Below are 23,607 nucleotides of genomic sequence, written 5' to 3'. Positions count from 1 at the left end.
GAACGGAGGTGCACCCCACCTCGGAGACGGCCTCTTGACGGCCCCACGTAACACCATCCTGACCGGCGACGCCCTCACCCGGTTGCGGGAGCTACCAGCCTCAAGTGTGGACTGCGTCGTCACCAGTCCGCCTTACTACAACGTGCGTGACTATGGGCACAAGGGTCAGCTCGGACAAGAGCTCACCATCCACGGCTGGGTGGCAGATCTCCGGGACGTCATGCGCGAAGTGGGCCGCGTGCTCACCCCGACCGGTTCCTTGTGGCTCAACCTCGGCGACTCGTTTAGTCGGCACCCGAAGTACGGTGCTCCGGTTAAGGGGCTGCTTCTCGCCCCCGAACGCCTACTCATGGCGCTGGACGGCGATGGGTGGATCGTCCGAGGCAAGGTGATATGGGCCAAGACGAACCCTATGCCCAGCTCGGTGACAGACCGGCTCTCGCTGACCCACGAGGTGGTCTACTTCCTCGTCCGTCAGAAGAGCTACTTCTTTGACCTGGACGCCATTCGGGAGCTCCACCGCTCCAAGTGGGCAATCCGGGAACGCACGACGCCGGAGTCATCGGGGTGGGCCGGGCCGTTGGCCGCCTCGCGCAGTGGCTTGCGAAAGGCTCGGCCTGCCGGAACACCCGGCCACCGCTTGGGCAAAAATCCGGGGGACGTGTGGCAGATCGCCACCCGTGGTTATAAGGGAGCGCACTTCGCCACCTTCCCACCCGAACTCGTGCGGCGGCCGATTCTGGCCGGATGTCCGGCGGTCGTCTGCACGGCCTGCGGAGCGGGACAAAAGCAGGGCGCGGGAACGCTCCCATGCGACTGCCACGCGCCGGCACGACGCGGCTTGGTCCTTGATCCCTTCTTTGGCACCGGTACCACCGGCGAGATGGCACGAGAGCTGGGCCGCGACTATCTGGGCATCGAGCTCAATCCGGAGTATGTGCGGATGGCGCAAGACCGGCTCGGTATCCAGCCGGAGGCACTGCCTCAGGCGATGGAGCCGCCGACCGCTCCGGAGGCCCAGGCGGCATGACGGGCCGGGTCGCTCGCCGGTGTCATGCGGCTGCTTTCTACATCTCAACAAGGGATGGGCAGCCGCAATAGCACCGGAGAGGAACGCTCCATGACCGAAGGAAGCTCGGCAGGTCCGCAGAGCGTGAAGACGCTCGGCGTGGCCCTGCCGGACGATCTGCACTCGCAGTTCGCGCTTGTAGCCGGACTGGAAGGCCTGAGCCTGAAGGACGCAGTGCTCGCCGCAGTCCGCGAGTACATCTCGTCCCGGCGTGAGGCGCTGGCCGAGAAGGCTACCCAGGCCTTGGCCGACATCGAGAAGGAGGCCGCGCTCAAGCGCGACGCTCTGCAATCGCTGTTCGGCACCACGGCCAGTGCGGAGGCGCCGAAGTCGGACGCCGACGCGGCCAAGCCGACGACTCGGCGTAAGGCCGAGTAGCCGCCGCTAAAGCTTCAGCGGCACTCGGGGGGGAAGGGGCGGCAGCTCGCTGCTCCTTCTCCCCACTCAACCTCACCAACACGAACGAACGATCAACGTAACAAGAGGAGACCCCATGACATGGCCAAGCAGTACCGCATCCGCATCACTGGAAAACAACGGGAGACCATCGACATCGACCTGATGACGCAGCTCGTCATCATGCTGGGCCGTCAGTTGGCGGCCGAAGCCGCCGAGGAAGAAGACCTCCAAAAGCGGTATGACCGCTCAGTCAAAGCAGCGGAGGCGGCTCGCGCCGAGACCGCCGAATGATCGCGCTCCTCATCCTCCTGTTTGGCGGAGGCGGCCTCATCGGCATCATCACCGCAGCGCGGATGCTGGAAGCGCAAGCCTGGCGAAACTCCCTCGTGGCCTACCGGCTGTCGCTTCCCCAAGGCCTGTCCCCGGATGATGTGGCGACGTGGCTTGGACATGTCGTCAGCGGCACGCACGCCCGGCGCTTCGGCCTGATCCCGCCGCCGCCCGCCGCGCTCGAAGTCGTGGCGACGGCCGATGGCATTCGACACATGCTGCTCCTGCCAGAACGCACCTACGGGACGGTGCTCGCGGGACTCCGAGCCGCTATGCCTGGGGTCCGATTCGAGCAGGACGACGACTACCTGTCACACCGGCCGGCGCTGACCATGGCGACTGAAGCCCGGCTTACCAGTCTCTTGCGGCCCCTGGCTCACGACCGCGCGCAGGCTGCCAGCACGGCGCTGCTCGCCGCCTTGTCGCCGCTATCGGGGCGCGACACCGTGGTGTTGCAGTGGATATTCGTCGGCTCGGTGCAGCCCCGTCCGACCAGCCCTCGGGACGGTGCGTACTCGGTGCTGGCCGCCCTCGGTGGCAGTAGCCATCCGGCCCCCGATGCGGAAAAAGCTGCGGCCGAACGTCGAAAACATGCGGAACCGATGCTGGCGGCTACGTTGCGACTCGGGGTAGCGGCCTCGACGAGGCCGCGCACGACGCAGATTTTCGGCTGGGTCTGGGGCACGCTGAGGGGCCTGAACACGCCGGGCGTGTCGGTGGTGCGCCGGATGCTGCCAGAAGCGACGGTAGTTCGGCGTATAGCTCAGCTGTCGGTGCCCATCGCGCACTGGCCAATGTTTTTGAACGTCCGCGAGCTGACCGGGCTCCTTGGCCTGCCGCTCGGCGAAGTGGCGTTGCCCGGCCTGCCCCGGGCATCTGCCCGGCAGTTGCCGCCGCCGGTGACGGTGCCCGGGAGCGGATCGGTCGTAGCTCTGAGCACCTACCCCGGTATGACGGGCCGACCGCTCGCGATTGCGACGGCCGACCGGCTGCGCCACACCTGGGTCATTGGGCCAACGGGTGTGGGCAAGTCCACGCTGCTGGCCGGGCAGATCATCCAGGACATCGAGATGGGTCGCTCCGTGGTCGTGATCGACCCCAAGGGCGGCGACCTCATAACCGACGTCCTCGACCGTGTGCCGGACCGCCGCCGCAGCGATGTCATCGTGATCGACCCGAGCGCCACCGACCAGCCGGTGGGCCTCAACCTGCTGGACATGGCGCGCGGTGAACATGCCGGAGAGCTCGCCGTGGACAATCTGGTCCACCTTATGGGGAGTCTCTGGCACAGCTCATGGGGACCCCGCACCAGCGATGTACTGCGCAACGCGCTCCTGACCCTCACCCATACCCGGGCCGCGGACGGCAGCAAGTTCACGCTCGTGGAGCTGCCAGAACTCTTGCTCAACCCGAGCTTCCGCCGGTTCGTTCTGAGCCAGCCGGGCGTGCCGCCGACGGTGCGGCCGTTCTGGGAAGCCTTCGAGGCCATGTCGGACGGCGAGCGTGCCCAAGTCATCGGGCCGAGCCTCAACAAGCTCCGCAGCTTGACCACCCGGACGGCCCTGCGCCTGATGCTGGGCCAGAGCGCTGGGATACGGATTGATGAGGTGTTCACGCGCCGGCGGATCGTGCTGGTATCGCTGCCCGCTGGCATCATCGGCAGCGAAACCGCCACCCTCATCGGCTCGCTGGTGCTCGCTGCCCTCTGGCAAGCCACCCTTGCCCGTGTGGCCGTCCCGGCGGGCCTGCGCCACCCCGTGATGGTGTATCTCGACGAGTTCCAGAACATCGTCCGGCTGCCGCTCGATCTGGCCGACATGCTGGCCCAGGCACGGGGCCTCGGCGTCGGGCTGATCCTGGCCCATCAGTACTTGGGGCAGCTGACCGACGACATCCGCACCGCCGTCCTCGGCACGGCCCGCACTCAGATCTGCTTTCAGGTCGAGTACGACGATGCCAAGACCCTGGCTCACCGCTTTGCGCCGCTGACGCAGGCAGATCTTTCGGGCCTTCCTGCCTACGAGATCGCCATGCGGCCCTGCGTCGGTGGCGCGACGCTCGGACCCGTGACGGGTAAGACGCTGCCGCTCCCTCCTGTCACGACCGACGGTGCCGCCTTGGCCGCAGAAGCACGGCAGCGCTTGGGGCGGCCTCGGACTGAGGTGGAAGCAGCGATTGCCGCCCGCATCGCCGGACCTACCCGAACCCGGACTGGCCGTCAGACGACAGGCGGCGAAGCATGAGCGCTATTGACATCGGCGTTGTTGTCGAGCGCCTCCTCGGGGGGTCCTGACGTGGTGAAACGAGCCATTAACGCCAACGAAGCTCCACCCCCTCCCCGAGTTCGTTCTCGGGCTGGAGCCGCCCGGCCCGGCCGCTCCCCACTCACCTCAGGCGGCGGCGCTACCCGAACCACAAGCACAGACGTGGAATGGGCCGCTTCTCGGATGAGCGCTCGGGACTGGCACGTTCTGGAGGAGGTCAACCGGCTGCGCGTCGCCACTGGCGAGCAGCTAGAGCGGTTGTGCTTCTCAGGAGTGCAGGCTGGGCGCAGCCGGACCGTCACGCGCTCGCGGGTACTAGCGCGACTCGTCTCCTGGCGCGTGCTTGCCCCCATGGGTCGCCGCGTCGGAGGACGGGAGAAGGGCTCCACCGTCCAGGTGTTCGCCCTCGACAGTGTCGGGCAACGATTGCTGCGGGAGCAGCAATTCGCAGATGACGTACCAGTGCGGGTCCGCCGACCGGGGCCGCTCGGAGCCCTCAGCCAGCGCCACTTGCTCGCGGTCAGTGAGCTATATGTGGAGCTGGTCGAACGTGCCCGCGCCTGCGACTTCGCGGTCGCCACGTTCAAGGCCGAGCCGGGAGCCTGGTGGCCCAATGGCGCGGGCGGCTGGCTCAAGCCCGACGCTTACGCGGTACTGGAGCGCGACGGAGCCCGCGATCATTGGTGGCTTGAGGTGGATCTCGCCACCGAGAGCCTGCCGACCGTCCGCGCCAAGCTCTCGTACTACACGGCGTTCCACGAGCGAGGCGGCCGGGGGCCGGCGGGAGTGACGCCATGGCTGTTGGTCTCGACCACTACTGAGCGGCGACGGGATGCGATTGCCCGGCTGGCGGGGCAGTTGCCGGGAGCGGCCGAGTTCGTGCGGGTCACGCTCAGTACGGAGGCTGCACAACTAATGTATTCGGTTCTTCGTGAATGATGGCGATCTCGCGCATGATCTTGTTTCGGGGCCCTCCAATTTCATGATCTTATCGATACAATGACAATGAAGGAAAACGGCATATTTTGGCTGCGAAGAGCCACAAACGGCAAGCTTAGAGGAGGACGAACAAGATGAACGCTCAGCGAGAAAAAACTTCCAGATTGACAGTCGTCACCGGGCGGACCGGCCGCAAGCGAGCCGTGCTCTACCTGCGGGTATCGACGCCCAGCCAGGTCAACACCGACTACGACCCCGAAGGGATATCGATTCCCGCTCAACGGGAGGCCTGCGAACGTCGAGCTGACGAGCTGGGGGCGGACATTGTCGAAACATACGTCGAGCCTGGCCGCTCGGCTACCACTACTGAGGGTCGGCCGAGATTCCAGGAGATGATGGCTCGCATCAAAGCTGAGCAGGATGTGGATTACGTCATCGTCTATGCCCGCTCCCGCATTCACCGCAACAGCATCGACGCCGCTATCACCAAGCGCGACCTGCGCAAGGCCGGGGCCGCCATCGTCTCGATCATGGACTACACCGAAGACACTGCCATCGGCGACCTGGTCGCCACCGTGCTCGACGGTGTCAACGAGTACCAGTCCAAGGCCTCCGGCGCTGACATCCGCTACAAGATGGGCCAGAAGGCCAAGCTCGGCGGCACCATCACCAAGGCCCCTATTGGCTACCTCAACCAACACATCGAGTTCGAGGGTCGCGAGGTCGCCATCGTCGTCAAGGACGACGAACGAGCGCCCTACCTCCTGCAAGGCTTCGAGCTCTACGCCACCGGCCAGTACACGGCTGCTGAAGTTCTTGGCGCCCTCACGGCAGCCGGGCTGCGAACCAGGCCCACCAGGAAGGCACCGGCTCAGCCTTTGGCCTTGAGCCGCTTCTACGACATCCTGGCCGACCGCTACTACCTCGGGATCATCGAGCACCAGGGCGAGGAGTATCCGGGCCGCCATGACGCCCTCGTTACCCCCGAGCTGTTCGACCGTGTCCAGCGTGTCCTTGCCCTCCACGGAGGCGGCGGCACCAGGCAACGCACCCATAACCACTACCTCAAAGGCACCTTGTGGTGCGGGCGCTGCGGCAAGCGCTTCATCGTCATGCCGGGACGTGGCAACGGCGGCACCTACTTCTACTTCATCTGCCGGGGCCGCCAAGACAAGAATTGCACTCAGCCCTACGTCCGGATCGAAGCGATCGAGGCGGCCGTCACGCGCCACTACGCCGCCGTGGCTCTCACCGATGACTTCCGCGACCGTCTGCGTCACCAACTGGATGACGCCCTTCTCGGCGACCTCGCAGGCCTCAGCTCCCTGAAGAAACGGCTCACGGCGAGACTGGCTGAACTCGACACCAAGGAAGACCAGTACCTCGACCTCGTCGGCGACCCCGGCTGGCCGAAGGAGAAGCTTCGCCGCAAGGTCGAAGCCATTCGCACCGAACGGGAGGAGATCGCGACCCAACTCGCCGACACCTCCAGCCGTCTCACCGCCGGGCGGGCCTTCTTCCTCGCAGCTCTCGAACTCTTGCGTGACCCCCAAGGCTTCTACGAGCGCGCCGGTACCAGCCTGAAGCGAGCTATGAACAAGGTCATATTTCCCAAGCTGTTCGTGGATGGGGAAGAGATCGCAGACCACCAGTTGGGCGAGGCTGTGCGAGACGTCGTCCAGGCTCAGGCGCTCGTCTCCCGCCTGACCCAGCAGGCCACGACCACGGGCCAGACGGCGAGAGCGAACCCTCAAAACACCAGCAGCCCCGTCCCGAAGGACGAGGCTACGTGGTCTGCGGCATCCGTAACGGACCTGCTTGCCGTGGTCCATTTGGACCACGGTTCAAGTAGAACCGTTCTGGTCGGGCTGACAGGATTTGAACCTGCGACCCCTTGACCCCCAGGTCTATGTGTTAGTCGTTGCCGCACGTCATGCACACAATGCCCCTTCCGTCGGCCAGGCGTAGCGGGTATTTACCCGCAGGTCGTTCATGATCGCGCATCCCGTGTGGCCCCCAAGTGGCCCCCAAACGTCGGGCTCCGCGTGACCTGCAAAGTCCGTTGTGAACATGCTTCGATGTTGCCGATCATGGTCAACTTCGGCAACTCGGCAACGATGAGGGCTCCGGTGGCGGGCCGGTACGATCGCGCATGCCGAAAGAGGCATCGCAGCCGGTACTACGCAGTCGATCCTCCGTGGGAGACCGAGGACTTCCGGTTCGAGTCTGTTGCGGAGGGTTGCGTAGTCAGGGTGCGGCTAAGGCGGCGCCGAACCTGATGCGGATGCTGGGTCGATCGGGGCGACTCGCGGTGACGGGTGGGGCAGTGGTTGCTCATCTGGTCAGGGGCATGCAGCGGTTGCGAGATTCAATCGGCCGTGGAAACCGCACCACATCGGGGGCGCCACGCGGGACACCCGGCAGTAGCTGCGGCGGACTCGGAGCACGCTCCTGGGAGGCAACAGCAGGCCGCTGCTGCGGAAGTGGGTGAACGCTGCTGGCGCACGCACCGGTACCTGCTTTGGCTGTGACAGCACCGATTCTGTGCCGATCATGGGCTTGGGCTCCGTAGGCTGCCGCCATGGCGGAGGAGAGGCGTGGGCGGCGGTACTTGGCGCCGGCGGTTGGGGCCCTGTTGGTCGCGGTGGTAGTGGTGGCCCTTGTTTGGTATTTCGGCCGCCGCGATCGCTGGGACTGGGGCGACGTTCCCACGTGGGTTGGTGCCGTAGCCACGGTGATGGCGCTGGGCGCGGCTGGTGTCGCTGCGTTCTTCGCTGCGGGGCAGTTGAGAATACTGCGCGATCAAGTGAAGTTGCAGGACCAAACGCTGAAGCTTCAGGCGGAACAGCTGATGGCCGATCGGAAGGAAGCGGATAGGCGGGCGGAGCAGGAGCTTAAACTGCTGAAAGTTGCAGCTCGTCGCCAGGCAGAGCTAGTTGTGGTGAAGTCAAATCGAGTACATGTATTTCTCGATAACGCGCCATACAATATGATGGTTGCGGTCCAAATTGATAATGAATCTCCTAGACCTGTTCGCAATATCGTTGCCCGTGTCGACATAAAGCCATACTCGCGGAAGCCCTATGGTTGGTGCGACGTCGCAAAAATGGCTGGCGCGGCAACTGTCCATAGATCTCCGTTGTCTCCGTTGTCCACTATCAGAGCGGCTGAAGGTGTCGCTCTGATTTTTCCCGTTCAACAATTGAACGTTGGTAACGGGAGTCAGGTCTTCGCGGTGTGGGATCTTGATCCGGACGAGCGCATTTCTGACACGATGCTTCCGGGTGTTCAAATGTCTGATCCGTTGATCGACTTTGTCGTTCGCTTCACCGATGATGCGGTGCAGCACTGGGAGCTTACGGGTGATATGCAGCTGACGCAGATCCCCGACCGTAATGACTGGTGACTCCGACTCTGTCGCGAGTAGTGTCGGTACGTGCCCGATCGGAATTTCTGGCACGGATGCCCCGTCGCCTAAGGCTGTTCGCGACATGCGGTACAAGGCGATTTCTGCGAATCGTATCCGCCAGCTCAACGCATGGAGTCGTACGAAAACTGGAGTGGTTGTCGCACCCCGGTGGTGTACTTGAGAGGTGCGTGAGCAGGAATTCGATGAAACGGCAGCACTCGGCGAGTCCAACGCTGAGGCGATCGAGCTGACGCGGCGGCATTGTCGGCATGCCCGCTTGCAACTGGTCGGCGGTAGCAGCTACGCCGGGTCGTTGCTCGGCGTGCCGCTCGGCCTATTTGAGATCCGCTGTGAGCATGCTCCACCGCCGCAGGTCCAGAGCCCGCGGGCTACTGACCTGGCCGTCGACTTTTGCCTGGCCAACTGCACGAACTGCGTGCACCGTGACGGGACCGGTGAGCTGCCCAACCTCGCCACGGTGTCAGCGGAATGGGCAACCGCCGAGCAGGCACGGGAGGACGCGGCGCGTCGCGCCGCCGAGGAGCGTGCCGCACGCTGCAGGACGCGCGGTGAACGCCGCCGTCGGCTGCTGGCCGGCGAGGGCCATGTGGTGCGGGACCTGGGTGAAGCTCTGGACCGCATCGACCACTCCGAGCCGCGCACGGGACCGCTGACCGCGCATGAGCAGCAGGCGGTTCGCTATGTCTTGGACTCTGCCAGGGCTGCCCCTGAACTGTTTCGCCCCGTGCTGGTCGACAGCCTGGTCGAGCTGGCCGTGGACACCGCCGATCCCGTTGCTCTTGAGGCTCTGCGTGCCTTGGTTCGCGCTGGTCGGTGTCCGCCTCGCCAAGCCGTCGGCGTCGCCGTCGCGGTGCTGGGGGAGTACCGCTCGGTCGAGGCGGGGCGGCTTTTCGCGCTGCTGGAGCCGGACTTGAGCGCGGCAGATCTGACAGACGTCATCGGCGGCCTCATCGAGCTGGCGTCGGGCGAAGATCACGGGCCGTGGGCCGTGCCGGTATCGGTGGATGGCCTGCTGGCTGCGTCTCGTGTCGACCTTCCCGCGGTGACCGAACAGATCATGACTTACTTGGCCAGCGACGATGAGCAAAATCGCCAGGCCGGTGCCGAAGCGGCAACTGCACTGCTCGTCGTCGACGCCTCCCGGATCATGGCCCTCGGGCCGCCACTGGCGGCGAGTATTCGCGGAGAGGATGCCGGCTACGCCGGAACTCCTCATCCTGCTGGCGCTGCCCTTCGGGCATTGGCGGAAGGGTGGCGCCACGACCCGGAGTTGACTCGGCGGATCGTCGAGACCGTGGCCGCTGTAACGAGTCAGCCGGCGCGCGCGCAGCTGGCCCGGGTGCCCTGGTTCCTGCAACGGTTCCGGGAGCCTTGGGACGCCACCCCTGAAGCGACATCACAGGCCATTGCGTTCGTCGTTCTGCGCGCCGGCGGTGACTGGGGCGAGGAGCCCGCAGACCGCAGTGCCGATCATCTGCAAACACTTGCGCGCGAGATCCCTGATGCCGTCGCCGCCCACGTCGCTGGGATTCTCGGTGCAGTCTTAAGGCTGTCGGAACCACAAGCGGACGCGGTAACTATCGCCGCGTCAGACGAGCGTCCTCGGTTCTTGCAGGAGATGGAGAGCTTTGGGCGCTGGATGCAGCGTAATGCGCGCCGGCGCAGGCTCGCCGGGGCGATCGGTCTGTGTGCAGCTGCGAACCCTGATGCAGTCCTCACAGCGGCCCAGGCTCTGTTCGCTGCGGCCACTGGTGAGGAGGAGCGGGATCGAACGACCCGTGTGGCGATGTTGGACGTGCTGGAGTCGGCGGTAGCCGCCGAGACGCTCCGTGACGTATTGCCGATCACGTACTCAGCCCTGTGCGATGGCGCCCCGCTGGTCCGGTGCGCGGGCATCAGCCTGTGGGCGGCGTGTGCGCGGGTCGCCGACCAACTCCCCGCCGAGTTGGCCGAGTTGTCTGTCGCGCTGCTTGACGACAGCTACGTCATCGTCCACCGGGCCATGCTGGAGAAGATCCCCCAGCTCCGCATGCCTGGGGAGTTGGCACCACGGCTGCTACGCAGCGTTGCTCAGTGGATCGTCACCTATGCCCAGCCGCAGGCGAACCGGCACCCAGAGGTGCTTGCGTCAGCCCTATGGTCGCTGAGGTCACTGGCCTTTCAGCAACCTGACGAGACGCTGACTACGCAATGGTTGTCCTTCGCGCTCGGATACGTCGATCGTTGCTCCGCCTATGACCGGGAACGGCTGCTCACCGCGTGGTGGCCCGACGAGCTACAGGACCAACCGGTCTGGACACGCGCAGCCCTGGCCACTGCGGCCAGTCCTGATCTGATCGACGACTACAACGCCCGCCGTGAACCCGTCCTACAAGCCCTTTTCGACCGACCGCGCGTGCTCGCGGGCATCCCGTTCGCTGACATTGAGCAGCTGAGCACGGTGCACGGTTCCGCGCGCTGGCGGCGTGCCCTTGAACCGGTCGAGCTCCTGCAGGCCGCCGGCCGGTGGGCCGATGCCGCCACCCTTGCCAGGCGGATCGAGATCGAGCAACCACCTGGCGCGGAAGGAGCGCCGGGTCGAGCGTTCTCTGGTGTCGTCGCCCGCGGTGCCGAACTCGCCGAAGCGCTTGCCGACGGGGCGGCGGACGGCGCGCGGTTGCCGACGCTGGCCGCAGCAGTGGACACGGCCGTCACCGCGCTGGAGCGGTCGTTCCCGGAAGCAACGGGGGACGGCCAGATCGGTGCTGTTGTCGACACGACACGAACCGCGGCGACAGTCGCGGCGGTGCTTCGTACGTCGACTACCCCCGAACCGACCGTGATTGCCGAGGTGCTGGATACGGCGGCCGGACGACTCCGTGCAGCGCCCGCCGCCCACGCCAGCGGTTCCCAGCGCGCGGTAGTCGCGAGTGCCTGGGAGATCGCGGCGCTTCTACTCCGGTATGACGCCGCACTTCGCATCGCCGACCCGACGACGCTTCTGTTGCTGCAAGCAGCACAGCGGCGTGCCCATATCCTGCGGTCCGAACTGGAGGCGGCGCCAGACACGGAACCGGGTAGTCTCCGCGAAATCCTGACCGCAGTCGAAGCGGCCGCCGATGCCGCGACGGCCGAGGCGGCGTGGCAGAGCCTCGCCGCCATCCCCGTGCCGGTTTCACTCGTTGGCACCAGCCTGATTCCCGAGCAGTTCGCGTCCAGAGCTCCGAGTATGCCCTCGGCTCCACCGCCACGAGCCGTGTGCGTGGCCACCATGCACGACGTTCCCATCACCGATGTCCTCGTCGTACGACCCGGCGAGATCTATCACCTGGGCATGACTGTCCGGCTGTTGGATGTGCCCGACTGGGCTGAGCGGTGCATCGTCGAGCCGGTCACCACTCTCGGTCGAGATGCGCTGACCCTTCCGCGCTACGAGTTTGAAATCGTCGACGGTGCTGTAGACGATGTCGGAGTCATGTTGAACGGCGAGGCGCCATTGCACTGTAGCGTTGAGCAGGCGATCATGGCTTCGCCACTGGACTGCCCGGTGCAGGTGCGACTGATCGGTGAAGGTCGTGAGGAGCGCATCGAGGTGGCGGGCCTAAGCCGCCTCGAGCTACGGCCGTTCGATCCGAGCCGAGACGCCCTCACCGATCATGAGCAGACCGACGGCCGGCTCCTGTCGATGTTCGCCGCACTCGACGCGCCGATGTTTGATGCGGAAGACGTACGGGCGTTCTGTCGGTTCTTTTCTGCTTGCGTACGTGCGGCCCAGACCATCATGTTCAAGAAGGTCTTCCAGCGCGGCACCAGGGTCACCGAGGCCCAGTTCCACGACGAGCTGGAGCGCTGGTTGCTCGCCGACCCCGAGATCGACGGTCGGCTGACCCGCCGTGATCGGGTCGCGGGCGGATTCGACGACCTCCTCCATGACGACATCATCGCCGAGCTGAAGGTCTCGCGCGGCAATCCGATCACCGTCGACGACTGTGCCCGCTACGTCGGGCAGCCGACCCAGTACGGCGTCGGCCGTGGCAGCCAACTGTCGGTCCTGGTCGTACTCGATCACAGCCGCAAGGCCGCGCCTCCCGGGGTCATCGACAACTACATTGACTGGTTGAAGCCGCGGCTTCATGGTTTGGCCGATCCGCGGTACCCGGCCTTGGTCGGCGTGTTGATCATCAACACGAACCTGCCCGTCCCAAGCCAATGGTCTCGTCGCTCGGTCGAAGTCGAACGTGTTCCGGCTCCGCAGGGGCCAGGCCAGTAGATCTGGCCCTGTCGGGACTCGCCGAATCTCCGAAGGTTCCACTGGAAGCGTTCAAAATCGACACGTGTGCAATCCGTGCAACGAAATCTGGCCGCGGTGCGGATCTGGTGCAACCCTTCTCAATGTCCTGCACTGCCGACGACACGGAGGGCACCATGGCACTGCGGTTCATCGCGATCGATCCGGACACCGACGATGATGGCTCACCCACCATCTGGGAGGACGAGAACGGGGATTTGATCATTCAGTCCTATCGTGCGGACGCCGCCACTCTGGCCGCGTGCGTCGAGGCGGGGTCGAGTCCTGGACACTCCACTGACGTTCCGCCACACGAGACGGTCATCCGGCTTCCTGCCAGGATGCGCCAGTTCCTTGCCCAGCCCTAGCCACCGTGGGAGAGACGACCTGTGACGCTGATCCGGGACCACCTGGGCAAGGCAACCGCGGCGGCCCTGCACGTGGAGATGCGCGACGCCTACGGCGTGGCGACAGAGTCTCAGGTGTGGGCGGCGTGGCAGGCTGCCGGCGGCGGGACGAGGGCGACGGACGAGGAGCGAAGCCGCCGGGCGGGCTGGCTCAATGCAGTGGCTGAGGCGACCGAACGAGGCGTGAAGGTGCGCCGTGTGCGGATCGTTTCGGTCCCCGTGTCGCTCTACAGCCGGTTCCTCTATGCAGGTACGGGGCTGAACATCGAGGCTGGCGAAGAGGTTCGCTGGCTGCCGCGTCCGCTGGCTTCGGACATCGCATTGCCTGGTAACGACTTCTGGCTGTTCGACGACGCCACGGCTGTGTTCAACCTGTTCGATGGCGACGGTGGGTGGTGTGAACCCGGATTCGAGCAGCGCACCGAGCCTTCGGTCGTTGAGCTGTGCTCCAGCGCGTTCGCGGCGGCGTGGACGCGGGCTACCCAGCACGACCAGTTCGTTATCTGACCGTCTCCACATGCCGCCGCTTCCATCCACCAGCGCTCAGGCTGCGCGCAGAGCGCTCGCTGACCGCCTGAAAGAGATCATGAAGGACGCACGCCTCAACGGCCGTGCGTTGGCGGCGGCGTGTGGATGGCATCCGGCAAAGGTGTCTCGGATCCGGAACGCCATCACGCCGCCGTCTGAGGACGACATCAGGGCGTGGTGTGCTGCCTGCGATGCTGAAGAGCAAGTCGGAGACTTGCTGGCTGCGCACTCTGCGGCCGCCTCGGCGTACGTGACGTGGAAGAGGCTTCATCGAGGTGGGATGCGTCAGGTGCAGGTCGACGGGCTGGCCCTCTACCTGCGCACCAAGCACCTGCGCTTCTACTCCTCGAACGTCGTGCCTGCGCTGCTCCAGACACCCGCCTACGCGACGGCGCTGATCGGAACGATTTCCGAGTTCCGTCGACTGCCGGACGATGTAGAGGCCTCCGTGGCGGCGCGCATGGAGCGCTCGCGGGTGCTTCGCGAAGGCGATCACCGCATTGTGATTCTGCTGGAGGAGGCTGTCCTGCGAACCGTGATCGGTTCGGCGGAGGTGATGGCGGAGCAGTTGGGGGTGCTGCTGGGGGTTCTCGGGAAGCCGTATGTGGCTCTCGGGGTGATTCCGTTCGGGGCCGTGCGTGAGATGTGGCCGACGGAGTCCTTCTACATGTTCGACGGGGAACTGGTGAAGGAGGAGACCCTGTCGGCGTCGATCAGTGTCACCGCGCCGTCGGACTTGGACGTGTACGAACGGGCCTTCCGGCGACTGGCGGGCATGGCGGCCTACGGTCCCGATGCCCGCCGGCTGATTGCACGAGCCATCGAGGTGTTGTAAAAAGCCCCGCGCAACTCGTGCAACTTCGCTGGCTGCCCGGCCTGTACGCCTGGCACCGTCAGAACCATGACGCCCTCTACATCCAGCCCCTACGCCATTGATACCGAAATCGTCGGCACGGTCGTGGAGCGCACTCCGCGAGAGCAAGTTGGGCCGTCCGGTTGGATGGTGCGTTGCATCTGTGGCTACAAAGCCGGCCCCTACACGGTCGGCCTGGTTCAGCACGCCAACGAGATCCGTGATCAGCACGAGGCCGGGTGCTTGTGGCCGAAGGCGGCGTCGTGACCGCCGCCGCAACGGTGGGTGACCGCATCGACATGGGCGATGGCCGTGTGGGCATCGTCGTGGAAGTCCGCGGCGCGAACCTCTATACCGTCTCTTGGAGCGGTGGGGCGCGGTCATTGGTCGCGCCCGACAACCGTGCCCGCATCGAGCCCGGATACTTCGCCCGACTCGTTGAGGAGGCTGCGGCGGCGACGCGTGCGGCTCGCTCGCAGGCAGCGCAGCGTGGATGGGCGATTCGCCGGGCGTGCGCGGTCGGCGTTTCCGCGGCGACGGGCTGCTGAGGGCTGACAGGCTAGCCAGCATGCGAGAGAGGATCTGGACCTTCATCGGTCGCCACGCCGGGGGCGTGCAGTGGCGCATCTTGTGGGTCACCCAGTCGAAGTTCATCGTCGGGGTCTCCGGTCTGGTCCGGGACTCCGAAGGTCGCGTGCTCCTGATCAAGGGCCGCATGTGGAAGCCTTCGCGACCGTGGGGCCTGGTCACCGGCTACGCCGAGTCTGGTGAGCGGTGGGAAGACACCGTCGTGCGGGAGGCGCACGAGGAGACCGGCTACGAGGTCAAAGTCGAGCCGGGCCCGGTACTCCTGGTCACCGGCTTCAAGCTGCGCGCCGAAGTCGCGTTCCTGGCTGAGTTCGTCGGCGGGACCTATCGGCCCGACCCCAAAGAGGTGCTCGACGCACAGTTCTTCGAGCTCGACGCACTTCCCGACGGGCTGTTGCCCGCGCACAGAGACCTGATCGACCAACATCGCCATTGGTTCATGAAGGGGGACGACGTTGACCGTGCTCACGCCGAACGAGCACCTGACCGGATCAACCCGCCAGAAGCGCGAGATCTATGACCGCCTGGCCCGCTTCCGGGCCGACCCGCGCCACACGCTCCGGCTCGCCGAGCGCTACCCACGCCTGGCCTTCGGCACGATGGACGCACTGGTGGGTACGCTGTCTGGCCGGGACCTCGAGGTGTTCGAGGCCGGCGTCGAGAAGGCGCGTGATCGTCTGGCCGGCCTCGGCCAGACGATGCTCCTGCCGCTGGAGCGCGTGTTCATCGCCGTCTCCGCTACCACCCCCGCGTACGGCGGGTTCCACCACCGGCTGCTTCCGTACCGCGCGCCCGACGACATCCAGGCTCCGGGGTACCGCTACGTTCAAGCAGCAGCGGTCATCAGCCGATATGGGGACCTGCACACCACTGCACCGACGGCCTGCACCCCAGGAATCATCGGACTGGACCTGCTCCACGCGTACATCCATGACACCTTCCACTACCTCACCTACCGGTCGTTCCGCCTCGGTACCAACGGCATTCACCGCAACCAGCACGGGATCAACTTCCGGCGGGAGTCCGGCCAGACTTACTCCGCTCGCGACCCTCAAGACTCTGCGAGCACGCGGAACCTCGGCATTATCATGGAGGGCGCTTTCGATCGCGAGGCAGCCGCGATCGCCCGCGACGCGACGTTGGCTGCCGGTCTCGCTGCGCCGGTTGACGGCACCGATGCCGCAGCATTCCTGGACGCGATCGGCGCTCGTGAGCCGATCGCGGGCGATATGCCATATCTGGCCTCGATGAGCGCCTACGCAGGCCTCGTAACCAAACCCTACGCAGCGTTCTTGAACGACATCGGTGGCCCTGAAACGGCCGAACTGCACCACCTGACCATCCGAGCGACTCTCGACGGGAACTTAGGACTGCTCCAGGCTTGGCTTGACCAGCGCTATGGACCTGGCGAATTCGCCGCGCTCTTTCGTAGCGGCGCCTACGTCGTCGCTACGTAACTCGCTTGCTGTTCCGGCTCCGCGGCCACGGGCGCCGTGAATCCCCAGCGTGCTCGATCGGGCCCTTCGCGTGGTGATGTTGGAGCCGTCCCGTGAAGGCAAGGCGGCTGATACGGACGGGCGCCATTGACGAACGCCACAGGTGTCGCAATGATGACCAAATAGGTAAGTCAGGGTTCTGACTTCAAAGACGGGGGCCGCCGCGTATGGGCGGTACCGGAGCGCACAGGGGGGACTGTGGCGCAGCCATACCTGGAGAGTGACATCGACGGTGTCACCGTTCTGATCGAGACCACGGACTCACCGTCGGGAATCACGAATACCGCTGGAAGGGGTAGGTCCGTCGAGGCGGTTGCTGACGCTTTCGCTGCTAGTCAGCAGGCGATCGAGCGTATCGCGGCTCAGGTCGCTGCTACCGGCGCGCGTATCGCCGCCAAGGTGTCGGCTCCGGAGCAGATGGAAATACAGTTCGGGATCAAGTTCTCCGCAAACGGCCACGTCATCCTCGCCGGCATCGGTGCCGAGGCCACGTTGAATGTCAAACTCACATACGCCCGCGCTGGTGTCAGCGGATCCGTGGTGACCGGCACGAGCGCGGCAGCGGTGGCAGAGCCAGAGGCTCGGGAAGACCGTGACTGAGCGGGGTGGTCGTGACCGGCGGGACTACGTGGGAATCGTCGGCGATAGCGCGGGCAATCCGGTTGGTACCTGCTTTCAGGTAGCCGAAGGAATACTGGTCACAGCTTGGCATGTCATCGAACAGACATGGGGCCGCGACAGTGGGATTGCGCTGGACGTCGGTGGCCCGCGCGAGGCCGGTGCTCCTGAAGGGTCCAGGACGGTCAGCATCAGGCCGATGCCTCCGGGCGAGCCGTCCTTCACCGCCGAGGTGGTGGCCGCCGACCGCGAGAACGACCTGGCTGTACTTCGTAGCAGCAATTGCCTCAAGGCCAGCGTCGAGTTGCTTGCGGCCTCCGACAAGCAGGCTTCAGGGACTGCCTTCACCACCATCGGCTATGCCGACCACGTCGGCGTCGGCGAGTTCAAGTACCGGACCCTGAAGGGCAGCGTCAACGGTCTGGACCAGAAGCCTGACAACGTGGTGATGCTGGGTTGCCAACTTCCGATGGCGACCACGGGGTTCAGCGGCGCGCCGCTCTTGCGCGCTGGTGACGACGCCGTCATCGGAGTCCAGACCAGCATGTTCAAGAAGAAGTTGGGCGACACCGCCGACGTCAGTGCTGCAGAACTGTGCTGGGCTGCGCGAGTTGAGATTCTCATGGGTCTGCTCGCTGGCCACGCCGACCCACCTTACGACAGCAGTGATCGAGATCGCGCTCCCGATCCGACGCTGTGGATGGGCGCGAGCAGCCGCAACCGCGATCAGGCTTGGGCGGATCAGCGTTGGGTCGAGTCCTCGGCGTGGACGCCGTGCTTTGAGACCGGCGCGGCTGCCCTCATCGACATGCGGATCGTGGTTGTTGCCGCTGCCGACGGCGTCGGTGCGACCACCTTTGCCGAGCGCCTGCTTGCTTCGCATGGGCGCATCGACATCGACACGATCAGTCATCTGCAGCTGCCGGATATCGGCGAGCTTCAGCCTAAACATCTGCCGCTCGCCGTGCGCACGGGATACGTCTTGGACCTGCGCGATCCTTCACGTGATACACCCAGCAGCGAACTGCTGGCATCCTTACGCGGTTATGCCGCGGAGCTCGCCGGACGCCATTCACAACTGGTGATCACCATGAGTGAGCAGATCTGGCGTCGGTGCGCCGCTGAAGCCCCCAGCGAGGTCGCCGTCATCCATCTGAAGGAAAGCCCAGACGCGGCGAAGATCGTAGCCGCACACCTGGCCCAAGCCGATGCTCAACTGGTCGCAGTCGCCAACGACAAGGCTGTCACTGACCTACTCGCCGGGCGCACTGCTGCCCGAGCAGGTGTCGCTGTCAAGCAGATCCTTGCCGAGGCAGCACGCTATTCGCGGGTGGTGTCGGCCCATGATGGGACACCGCAGTTCACGGATCATGCTCTGCGGACCATCGCCGAGTCCGTGGCCGTACAGCTGGACGACTACGAGGAACACCTGAACGCGCTCTTCGCCGCACCTGGTGCGGTTGGAGCGCTCAGCCCCGACGGCCGCGTGCGGCTGTTGGCCGTGTGCCTAGAGGGTTCAGCCCAACTGGGAGACCTGAACGCGCTCGCTACCGATCTCGCGACTGATATGGGCCGTCCGTCCTCCGAGGCGCTGACGGCAGAGACTGCTTGGCAGCACTTGTCCGAGCCCGGGCTGCACGCAGATCTTGCCGCGATGGACGCCAGGGTGAACGCCGACGGCAGCGTCACCTTGATCGAACCGGGGCGTGCGGCCGCGATCGTGCGCTACGTGTGGAAGTCCTATGACGACACCCGCGTCCCTATGGCGCGCTGGATCGTCCGGCGCGCCGGGACGGATTCGCGGCGGACAATCCAGGCGGTGGATTGGCTGTGCGAACTCGTCATCGGCTTGCAGGACCAAGACTTCGTATCGAAGTACCTGGTGGACATCGTCACCGAATATGGACGCCACGATCTCCTGCAACAAGTCATGGCCAGAGCCGTCACGGACCCGCACCTGAGGCGCAGCAGTGAGGCGCTGCTATACACGTGGGCCGGCCAGCCCAGAATGCACCCGACGGTGCATGCGGTGTGCCGAGGCATGCTCACCGGCGACCGTCGCGAGGTGGCGCTGACCCGGCTACGCCGCACAGCCGACCATGGGGACAACCCTGGCCGTTCCCAGCCTCCTACCCGTTCTGCCGGGTCGGCGACGCCCGAAACTTTGGCGAACTTGTTGGAGATCCTTGCTGAGGCCGCCGCTGACCCGGACTTGTCGGTGTGGTTTCGGCATACCGCGGAGGCCTGGTTCCGCGCACGGCCGCGCAAGCCCTCCTCGGTGGTGGCCTTCGCGGCCTTGCTGTCCGCTGACCGAGAAGACATCCCCTGGTTGTGCACAGTCGACGAAGACGACCCGGCGGTCTCCGACACGTTCGCAGAACTGCTACGTGCCCTGGACGAGGCTGAGTGGGCGCGCCGACCGCTGACCGACTGCGTCACCAGCTGTAGTGGGCACGACGAATGGTATGTCGCCATGGTACGTAGGTTGACAAAAGCAGTCGGTGCGATGGGGGCGGCATTCGCGTTGTTCACGTCTGCTGGCAGCCTTGCTCAGGCCGCCGTCGATGCAGGCCGCGACCTGGTTAAGGACCTCAATGAGGCCTACGAGCAGGAACGTCGGGCTCGGCGGGCGCTGCGAGCCTCGGCGATGCAAGCGTGACCAGGTCTTGGCGCGTCCGCCGGTCTCGCTCGGTGACCGTCGAGATGATCCTGCCATCCGCAACCGACGGGTACGAGTTCACCGCGGTTGTCGCAGGCACCTGGCGGCCTGGGCGTAGGCGGCATAGCAATCCTGAGGCCGTTGTGCGAACTGATCTTTATGCGGCCACATGGCTCGTCGCCGCGAGCCATGATGCCGATCAGGCCCAGGTAGCGGAAGACGAGATGAACTCCGCCATCGGCGCTGGCCTGAACAGCCCACACGGCTACTATCGGGACCTCGTCGCGACGATACGTCTAAAAATCGATGGCGATGGCGCCGAGGCTGCAGCTGCCTTGCGCGCTGATCAGCGCCGGGTAAGGCAGCTGCAGCAGCTCAAGTCGCTGCTGTATAGCGACCCGACACTGATGCTCATCGATCACGTGGAACGGCACCCTGAACTGACGGACCCGTCACAAATGGCGGCGAGGCTGGACGGCTATCGAGCCCTGGCAGACCAGTTGGTACAGCACGATGACTGGTGGAGACCCATTGCTGCGGCGTGGAACGCTCTCGCGGTGAGGGCGAACACGAATCCGGCGGCTGCTCGCATGGTCCAGGACTCCATCATTGAAGTCATCGAGGAACTGGCCCGGTCGTTGCCCGGCGCCAGCCGTAAGGGATGGGCCGCCGGGGCAGAGGCTGATGAGGCTTGAGAAAACCCATACACATGCGAGACCTGACCCAGATGTTCGAGCTCGAAGCCCGACACGGAGGCGCCGATGGATAAGCCGAGGACATGGCGCCGCCCCGAATCCTCTCGGGTCCGATGCGCGGTCTTCTTCGAGGCAGTTTGTCGGCCGTAGACGGCCGCCGAAAGCGCTGGCCGGATCGCGGCCTCGCCGGCGGGTGCACCCATCAGCTCGAGCGTAAGTGAATCACGCCGAACGTCGCCGGGAGACATCGCGAAGACTTTTCGCGAAGAGGTCGTCCGTGACAGCCGGATAGCTCCATTGCCCCGCTCTCGATGCTGGACGCGACCGCTTGGGCTGGCGCCGTCGACGACTACGTCGATGCGATGGGTCTGGCTGTTGGGCCGCATGCTGTCGGACCCCGAACATTTCTACCGCTCGTACACGACCCTGGAGATCGACTGCCTGATGAACGACCGACCCCGCACCGAGACCGGCGTGCGTGCCCGCGAGATGAACCTCTACCGGCGCTACTTCGACCTGGTCGCCTCAGGCCGCAAGACCATCGAGATCCGCGTCCAGTACCCCAACCTGCGCAGCCTGGCCGCCGGCGACCACATCCGCTTCATCTGCGGCACCGACGACGTCCTGACACGCGTTAAACGCGTCGCCCGCTACGCCTCTTTCGAGTAGATGCTCGACACCGGGGGCCCGGCACGGGTCAACCCCGACAGCCCGCGTGAGCAGCAACTCGCCAACATCCGCAGGATCTACGGCCCGGAGAAGGAGGCCCTAGGAGTTCTGGCCATCGAGATCGAACTTGTCTGACGGCAGTCAACCTACGGACTGCTTTGGCGCCTTGCCGGGACGCCGAGCGTCTCACCAAGGCATCAAGATATTTGGCGGGACTGCACTACTGACCTTCAAGGGGTGATGTCGGCCGACTGGTGGAAGTCCCACGAGACCGAAGGGGTCAAAGCTTCGGCAGGCGTTGATCAGGCGTTGGATAGCGTCCGGTCTCTAGTCTGAAGATGTAAGCGCGAAGGTCAGCTTCGAGCCCGGTCTCAAGGTAGCTAAGGAATTGTCGTAATCCCTGAGCTGCGTCGCCGGACTCGTTATCGTCCTCGGTGTCCAACCTGTTCAGGCTCGCAAACAAGCTGTCGACTACGCGGTCTCGGTTCTGCCACCAGGAGCGGACAGCGTCAGGGCTCCAGTGCTCGTCCCCGTTGCTCGCGTATCCCGCGAACGGGTCTTCCTGGGCTGCCAGTACCAGGCCCGCGACCTCGTCCGTGTCGCGTGGTTGGCGGAAGACATACTCCGAGAAGTACTTGCCGCCGTAGATCACGTTGTGTGGCGCGTGCAGCCGACCTGTCCAGCAGTTGTCGGTCACACCAGTGTAGAACGGCCCGGGCACGTTCAGATCGCCCAGGTCGTCCCACCGGTCGAAGAAGTATTCACGATCCGCATCGGACAGAACGCTGACGGGGTCCCATGCAGCTCCGTTGGATTCCACATCGAACAGGCTACCGATCCTGCTGATGTGGTCATGACGGTTCGGTCCGGATGACCAGCCTGGTACCGACAAGTGCCCCGTCGATGAGCCAGGGCCGGTACTGGATTTCGCGCAGTCTGCGGCGGACGGCGGCGTTCAATTGCTCGGGGGCGATGAAGGCGGTGTTAGCCAGGTCTCGGCGCCCAGATGAGCACGATCGGGCCGCTCCTGGGCCTATGGGACGACTGGATGGTGCGTGCAGACCGCACGAGCAACTCGATGCTGCTCCGATTGTGTGACGCGGCCGCCCTGCTCCAGCTCTACGCCGAATCGCAAGAGACCGACTGGCTCTGGGAAGTGGTTGGCGCGCCAACTGGCGAGCTTCGGGCGGGTCCTCTGGACTGCAGCAGCGCGCTGAGACTCGCTCGGCAGCTCAGCCGCATGTCGGCTCCTGTTGAGTCAAGCCGTGACGACATCGTGGCGAAACTCGTTCTTGCGGCAGTAGGGGATGCCCGTGCGCTCCGAGACCTGGATTCCTACGAGGACTTGCCTGAAGTGATGAGAACCGACGAGGTCCGTGTTGTGGCCGCCGAGCGTGCACGGCACATTTTGCAGGACGAGGTTCAGCAGCTTGAGTTTGACGGTTACACCGCTTCAGCCCTTCGGGAAGTTGTGGTCGAGCTGACACAACGTGCCGACTGGTATGGCGTAGAGGTCGATGTCGCGCCGCTCTTGGACTACATCGATGAACTGTGAGCTGGCTTGCTTGCCTCCTGCGGGAACAGCGAACCGCTGGTGGAACTGCGATCAGCTGCCAGACCGCGGCCAGCGTCCGCTGCGGATGATGTTGGTAGAGATCAGAGACTCGTCGAGTTTCGCGATGATGACGTCGGCGGACTCGTCAGGGGTTTGATGGGAGGTGTCGAGCCACAGGCCGAGGCGCGGCGTCTCGTTCGCGAGGACTTCACGAAGCCAGTCAAAGCTGCCGTTCTCGGCGGTGTACGCGGTCTTCTCTCGCTCCCGGTCGCGGTCACGGATGACCTCGGGGCCGGGATTCAGCACGACGAGGTGGAACTGGTCGCACGGCACCAGGCCGGGCAGTTCGTCAAGCAACGGCCCGAGGACGTTGTCGTTGAAGACAACGTCGAAGCCTGCTTGCAGGTAGACGTGGGCGACTGCGAGTGAAGCCTGATAGCGCAGCCGAAGTTGCCGCAACGCCTCTTCGCTTGGATCACGTGCCATATCGACGTAGCCGCTGACAACCATCGCGCGGATCGTGTCGCCATCGACGACCACTGCCCGAGTGGAGCGCTGCGCCAGCGCTGCGGCGACTGTGGTCTTGCCCGACGCCGGGATCCCGGTGACGACGATCAAACGAGCCATGGTTCGGTACGGTATCGGCCGGGCAGCGCAGTCCCCACGTATTTTCTGCGCTTTCGCTGGTCACCGCCGATACCGTACCGGCCGATTATGAGCCGGTCGCCTGGTACCTGTGGACCGCGGCTTCGGCGAGGTGCACCGCAGTGCGGTCCGTGGCCCGCTGGACGCTCGGCGTCGGCAACACGGGCACGCCTGCCACGGCGGAGACAACTGTCCT

General features: G+C 65.1%; 20 protein-coding genes and 1 pseudogene. 19 read left to right on the top strand and 2 right to left on the bottom strand.

Features of this window, described 5'->3' with window-relative positions; translation table 11 throughout:
- Window positions 1–106: 106 nt before the first annotated feature.
- The 18 genes and pseudogenes from GWK61_RS02355 to GWK61_RS60515 all read left to right on the top strand — a co-directional run bounded on the left by GWK61_RS02355 (window position 107) and on the right by GWK61_RS60515 (window position 21,346).
- Window positions 107–1,030: a DNA-methyltransferase gene (locus tag GWK61_RS02355; RefSeq protein ID WP_323747378.1), complete on the top strand. Its 924-nt coding sequence runs from the start codon at window positions 107–109 to the stop codon at window positions 1,028–1,030.
- A gap of 90 nt (window positions 1,031–1,120) precedes the next feature.
- Window positions 1,121–1,447, top strand: coding sequence for a hypothetical protein (locus GWK61_RS02350; protein ID WP_194904379.1), 327 nt, complete (start codon window positions 1,121–1,123; stop codon window positions 1,445–1,447).
- Between the two features lie 120 nt (window positions 1,448–1,567).
- Window positions 1,568–1,759: a hypothetical protein gene (locus GWK61_RS02345; protein WP_194904377.1), complete on the top strand. Its 192-nt coding sequence runs from the start codon at window positions 1,568–1,570 to the stop codon at window positions 1,757–1,759.
- Complete coding sequence (locus tag GWK61_RS02340; protein WP_194904376.1) at window positions 1,756–4,041, top strand: type IV secretory system conjugative DNA transfer family protein; 2,286 nt, start codon at window positions 1,756–1,758, stop codon at window positions 4,039–4,041. Before GWK61_RS02345 ends, GWK61_RS02340 begins: the two co-directional genes overlap by 4 nt.
- Window positions 4,042–4,245: 204 nt before the next feature.
- Entirely contained in the window at window positions 4,246–5,001 is a 756-nt protein-coding gene (locus tag GWK61_RS02335) for a replication-relaxation family protein (protein ID WP_194904374.1), read from the top strand.
- A 134-nt stretch (window positions 5,002–5,135) separates the two neighbouring features.
- Window positions 5,136–6,899 (top strand): recombinase family protein, encoded by a 1,764-nt coding sequence (locus tag GWK61_RS02330; protein ID WP_194904372.1) that lies wholly within the window; start codon window positions 5,136–5,138, stop codon window positions 6,897–6,899.
- A 737-nt stretch (window positions 6,900–7,636) separates the two neighbouring features.
- Entirely contained in the window at window positions 7,637–8,407 is a 771-nt protein-coding gene (locus GWK61_RS02325) for a hypothetical protein (RefSeq protein WP_194904370.1), read from the top strand.
- Window positions 8,408–8,594: 187 nt separating this feature from the next.
- Window positions 8,595–12,680 carry a hypothetical protein gene (locus GWK61_RS02320; RefSeq protein WP_194904368.1) on the top strand — a complete coding sequence of 1,362 codons (4,086 nt, stop codon included), beginning with the start codon at window positions 8,595–8,597 and terminating at the stop codon, window positions 12,678–12,680.
- Between the two features lie 155 nt (window positions 12,681–12,835).
- A complete protein-coding gene (locus tag GWK61_RS02315; protein ID WP_194904366.1) occupies window positions 12,836–13,066 on the top strand; it encodes a hypothetical protein in 231 nt (76 codons plus the stop codon).
- 21 nt (window positions 13,067–13,087) lie between these two features.
- Window positions 13,088–13,612, top strand: a complete 525-nt coding sequence (locus GWK61_RS02310) for a DUF6879 family protein (RefSeq protein ID WP_194904364.1) — start codon at window positions 13,088–13,090, stop codon at window positions 13,610–13,612.
- A gap of 10 nt (window positions 13,613–13,622) precedes the next feature.
- Window positions 13,623–14,468, top strand: a complete 846-nt coding sequence (locus GWK61_RS02305; protein ID WP_194904361.1) for a helix-turn-helix domain-containing protein — start codon at window positions 13,623–13,625, stop codon at window positions 14,466–14,468.
- Window positions 14,469–14,749: 281 nt separating this feature from the next.
- On the top strand, window positions 14,750–15,034 hold the full coding sequence (locus tag GWK61_RS02300; protein ID WP_194904359.1) for a hypothetical protein: 285 nt from the start codon (window positions 14,750–14,752) through the stop codon (window positions 15,032–15,034).
- Entirely contained in the window at window positions 14,980–15,594 is a 615-nt protein-coding gene (locus GWK61_RS02295; RefSeq protein WP_228561621.1) for an NUDIX domain-containing protein, read from the top strand. The genes GWK61_RS02300 and GWK61_RS02295 overlap by 55 nt, the downstream gene beginning before the upstream one ends.
- Window positions 15,530–16,531: a hypothetical protein gene (locus GWK61_RS02290; protein ID WP_194904357.1), complete on the top strand. Its 1,002-nt coding sequence runs from the start codon at window positions 15,530–15,532 to the stop codon at window positions 16,529–16,531. Before GWK61_RS02295 ends, GWK61_RS02290 begins: the two co-directional genes overlap by 65 nt.
- A gap of 237 nt (window positions 16,532–16,768) precedes the next feature.
- Window positions 16,769–17,170 carry a CU044_2847 family protein gene (locus GWK61_RS02285; protein ID WP_194904355.1) on the top strand — a complete coding sequence of 134 codons (402 nt, stop codon included), beginning with the start codon at window positions 16,769–16,771 and terminating at the stop codon, window positions 17,168–17,170.
- Entirely contained in the window at window positions 17,163–19,847 is a 2,685-nt protein-coding gene (locus GWK61_RS02280) for a S1 family peptidase (protein ID WP_194904353.1), read from the top strand. Before GWK61_RS02285 ends, GWK61_RS02280 begins: the two co-directional genes overlap by 8 nt.
- A 32-nt stretch (window positions 19,848–19,879) precedes the next feature.
- Window positions 19,880–20,542: a hypothetical protein gene (locus tag GWK61_RS02275; RefSeq protein ID WP_194904351.1), complete on the top strand. Its 663-nt coding sequence runs from the start codon at window positions 19,880–19,882 to the stop codon at window positions 20,540–20,542.
- A gap of 444 nt (window positions 20,543–20,986) precedes the next feature.
- Window positions 20,987–21,346 (top strand): annotated as a pseudogene (locus GWK61_RS60515) (ASCH domain-containing protein).
- Between the two features lie 145 nt (window positions 21,347–21,491).
- On the opposite strand, the gene GWK61_RS02265 reads toward GWK61_RS60515, so the two are convergent.
- Entirely contained in the window at window positions 21,492–22,031 is a 540-nt protein-coding gene (locus tag GWK61_RS02265) for a hypothetical protein (RefSeq protein ID WP_194904348.1), read from the bottom strand.
- A 186-nt stretch (window positions 22,032–22,217) separates the two neighbouring features.
- On the opposite strand from GWK61_RS02265, the gene GWK61_RS02260 reads away from it, so the two are divergent.
- Window positions 22,218–22,766, top strand: a complete 549-nt coding sequence (locus GWK61_RS02260) for a hypothetical protein (protein WP_194904346.1) — start codon at window positions 22,218–22,220, stop codon at window positions 22,764–22,766.
- A gap of 51 nt (window positions 22,767–22,817) precedes the next feature.
- Here GWK61_RS02260 and GWK61_RS02255 read toward each other — a convergent pair whose 3' ends face one another.
- Window positions 22,818–23,393, bottom strand: a complete 576-nt coding sequence (locus tag GWK61_RS02255) for an AAA family ATPase (protein ID WP_194904344.1) — start codon at window positions 23,391–23,393, stop codon at window positions 22,818–22,820.
- Between the last annotated feature and the right edge of the window lie 214 nt (window positions 23,394–23,607).

It is taken from the genome of Catenulispora rubra (assembly GCF_015356825.1).
Lineage (GTDB): Bacteria > Actinomycetota > Actinomycetes > Streptomycetales > Catenulisporaceae > Catenulispora > Catenulispora rubra.
This window is presented reverse-complemented; position numbering and strand designations above follow the sequence as displayed.

Excerpts from the sequence above, each read along its gene's own strand:
- GWK61_RS02350 (WP_194904379.1), top strand. The coding sequence starts at position 1,121 with ATGACCGAAGGAAGCTCGGCAGGTCCGCAGAGCGTGAAGACGCTCGGC.
- GWK61_RS02345 (WP_194904377.1), top strand. The coding sequence starts at position 1,568 with ATGGCCAAGCAGTACCGCATCCGCATCACTGGAAAACAACGGGAGACC.
- GWK61_RS02340 (WP_194904376.1), top strand. The coding sequence starts at position 1,756 with ATGATCGCGCTCCTCATCCTCCTGTTTGGCGGAGGCGGCCTCATCGGC.
- GWK61_RS02335 (WP_194904374.1), top strand. The coding sequence starts at position 4,246 with ATGAGCGCTCGGGACTGGCACGTTCTGGAGGAGGTCAACCGGCTGCGC.
- GWK61_RS02330 (WP_194904372.1), top strand. The coding sequence starts at position 5,136 with ATGAACGCTCAGCGAGAAAAAACTTCCAGATTGACAGTCGTCACCGGG.
- GWK61_RS02315 (WP_194904366.1), top strand. The coding sequence starts at position 12,836 with ATGGCACTGCGGTTCATCGCGATCGATCCGGACACCGACGATGATGGC.
- GWK61_RS02305 (WP_194904361.1), top strand. The coding sequence starts at position 13,623 with ATGCCGCCGCTTCCATCCACCAGCGCTCAGGCTGCGCGCAGAGCGCTC.
- GWK61_RS02295 (WP_228561621.1), top strand. The coding sequence starts at position 14,980 with ATGGGCGATTCGCCGGGCGTGCGCGGTCGGCGTTTCCGCGGCGACGGG.
- GWK61_RS02260 (WP_194904346.1), top strand. The coding sequence starts at position 22,218 with ATGAGCACGATCGGGCCGCTCCTGGGCCTATGGGACGACTGGATGGTG.
- GWK61_RS02255 (WP_194904344.1), bottom strand. The coding sequence starts at position 23,393 with ATGGCTCGTTTGATCGTCGTCACCGGGATCCCGGCGTCGGGCAAGACC.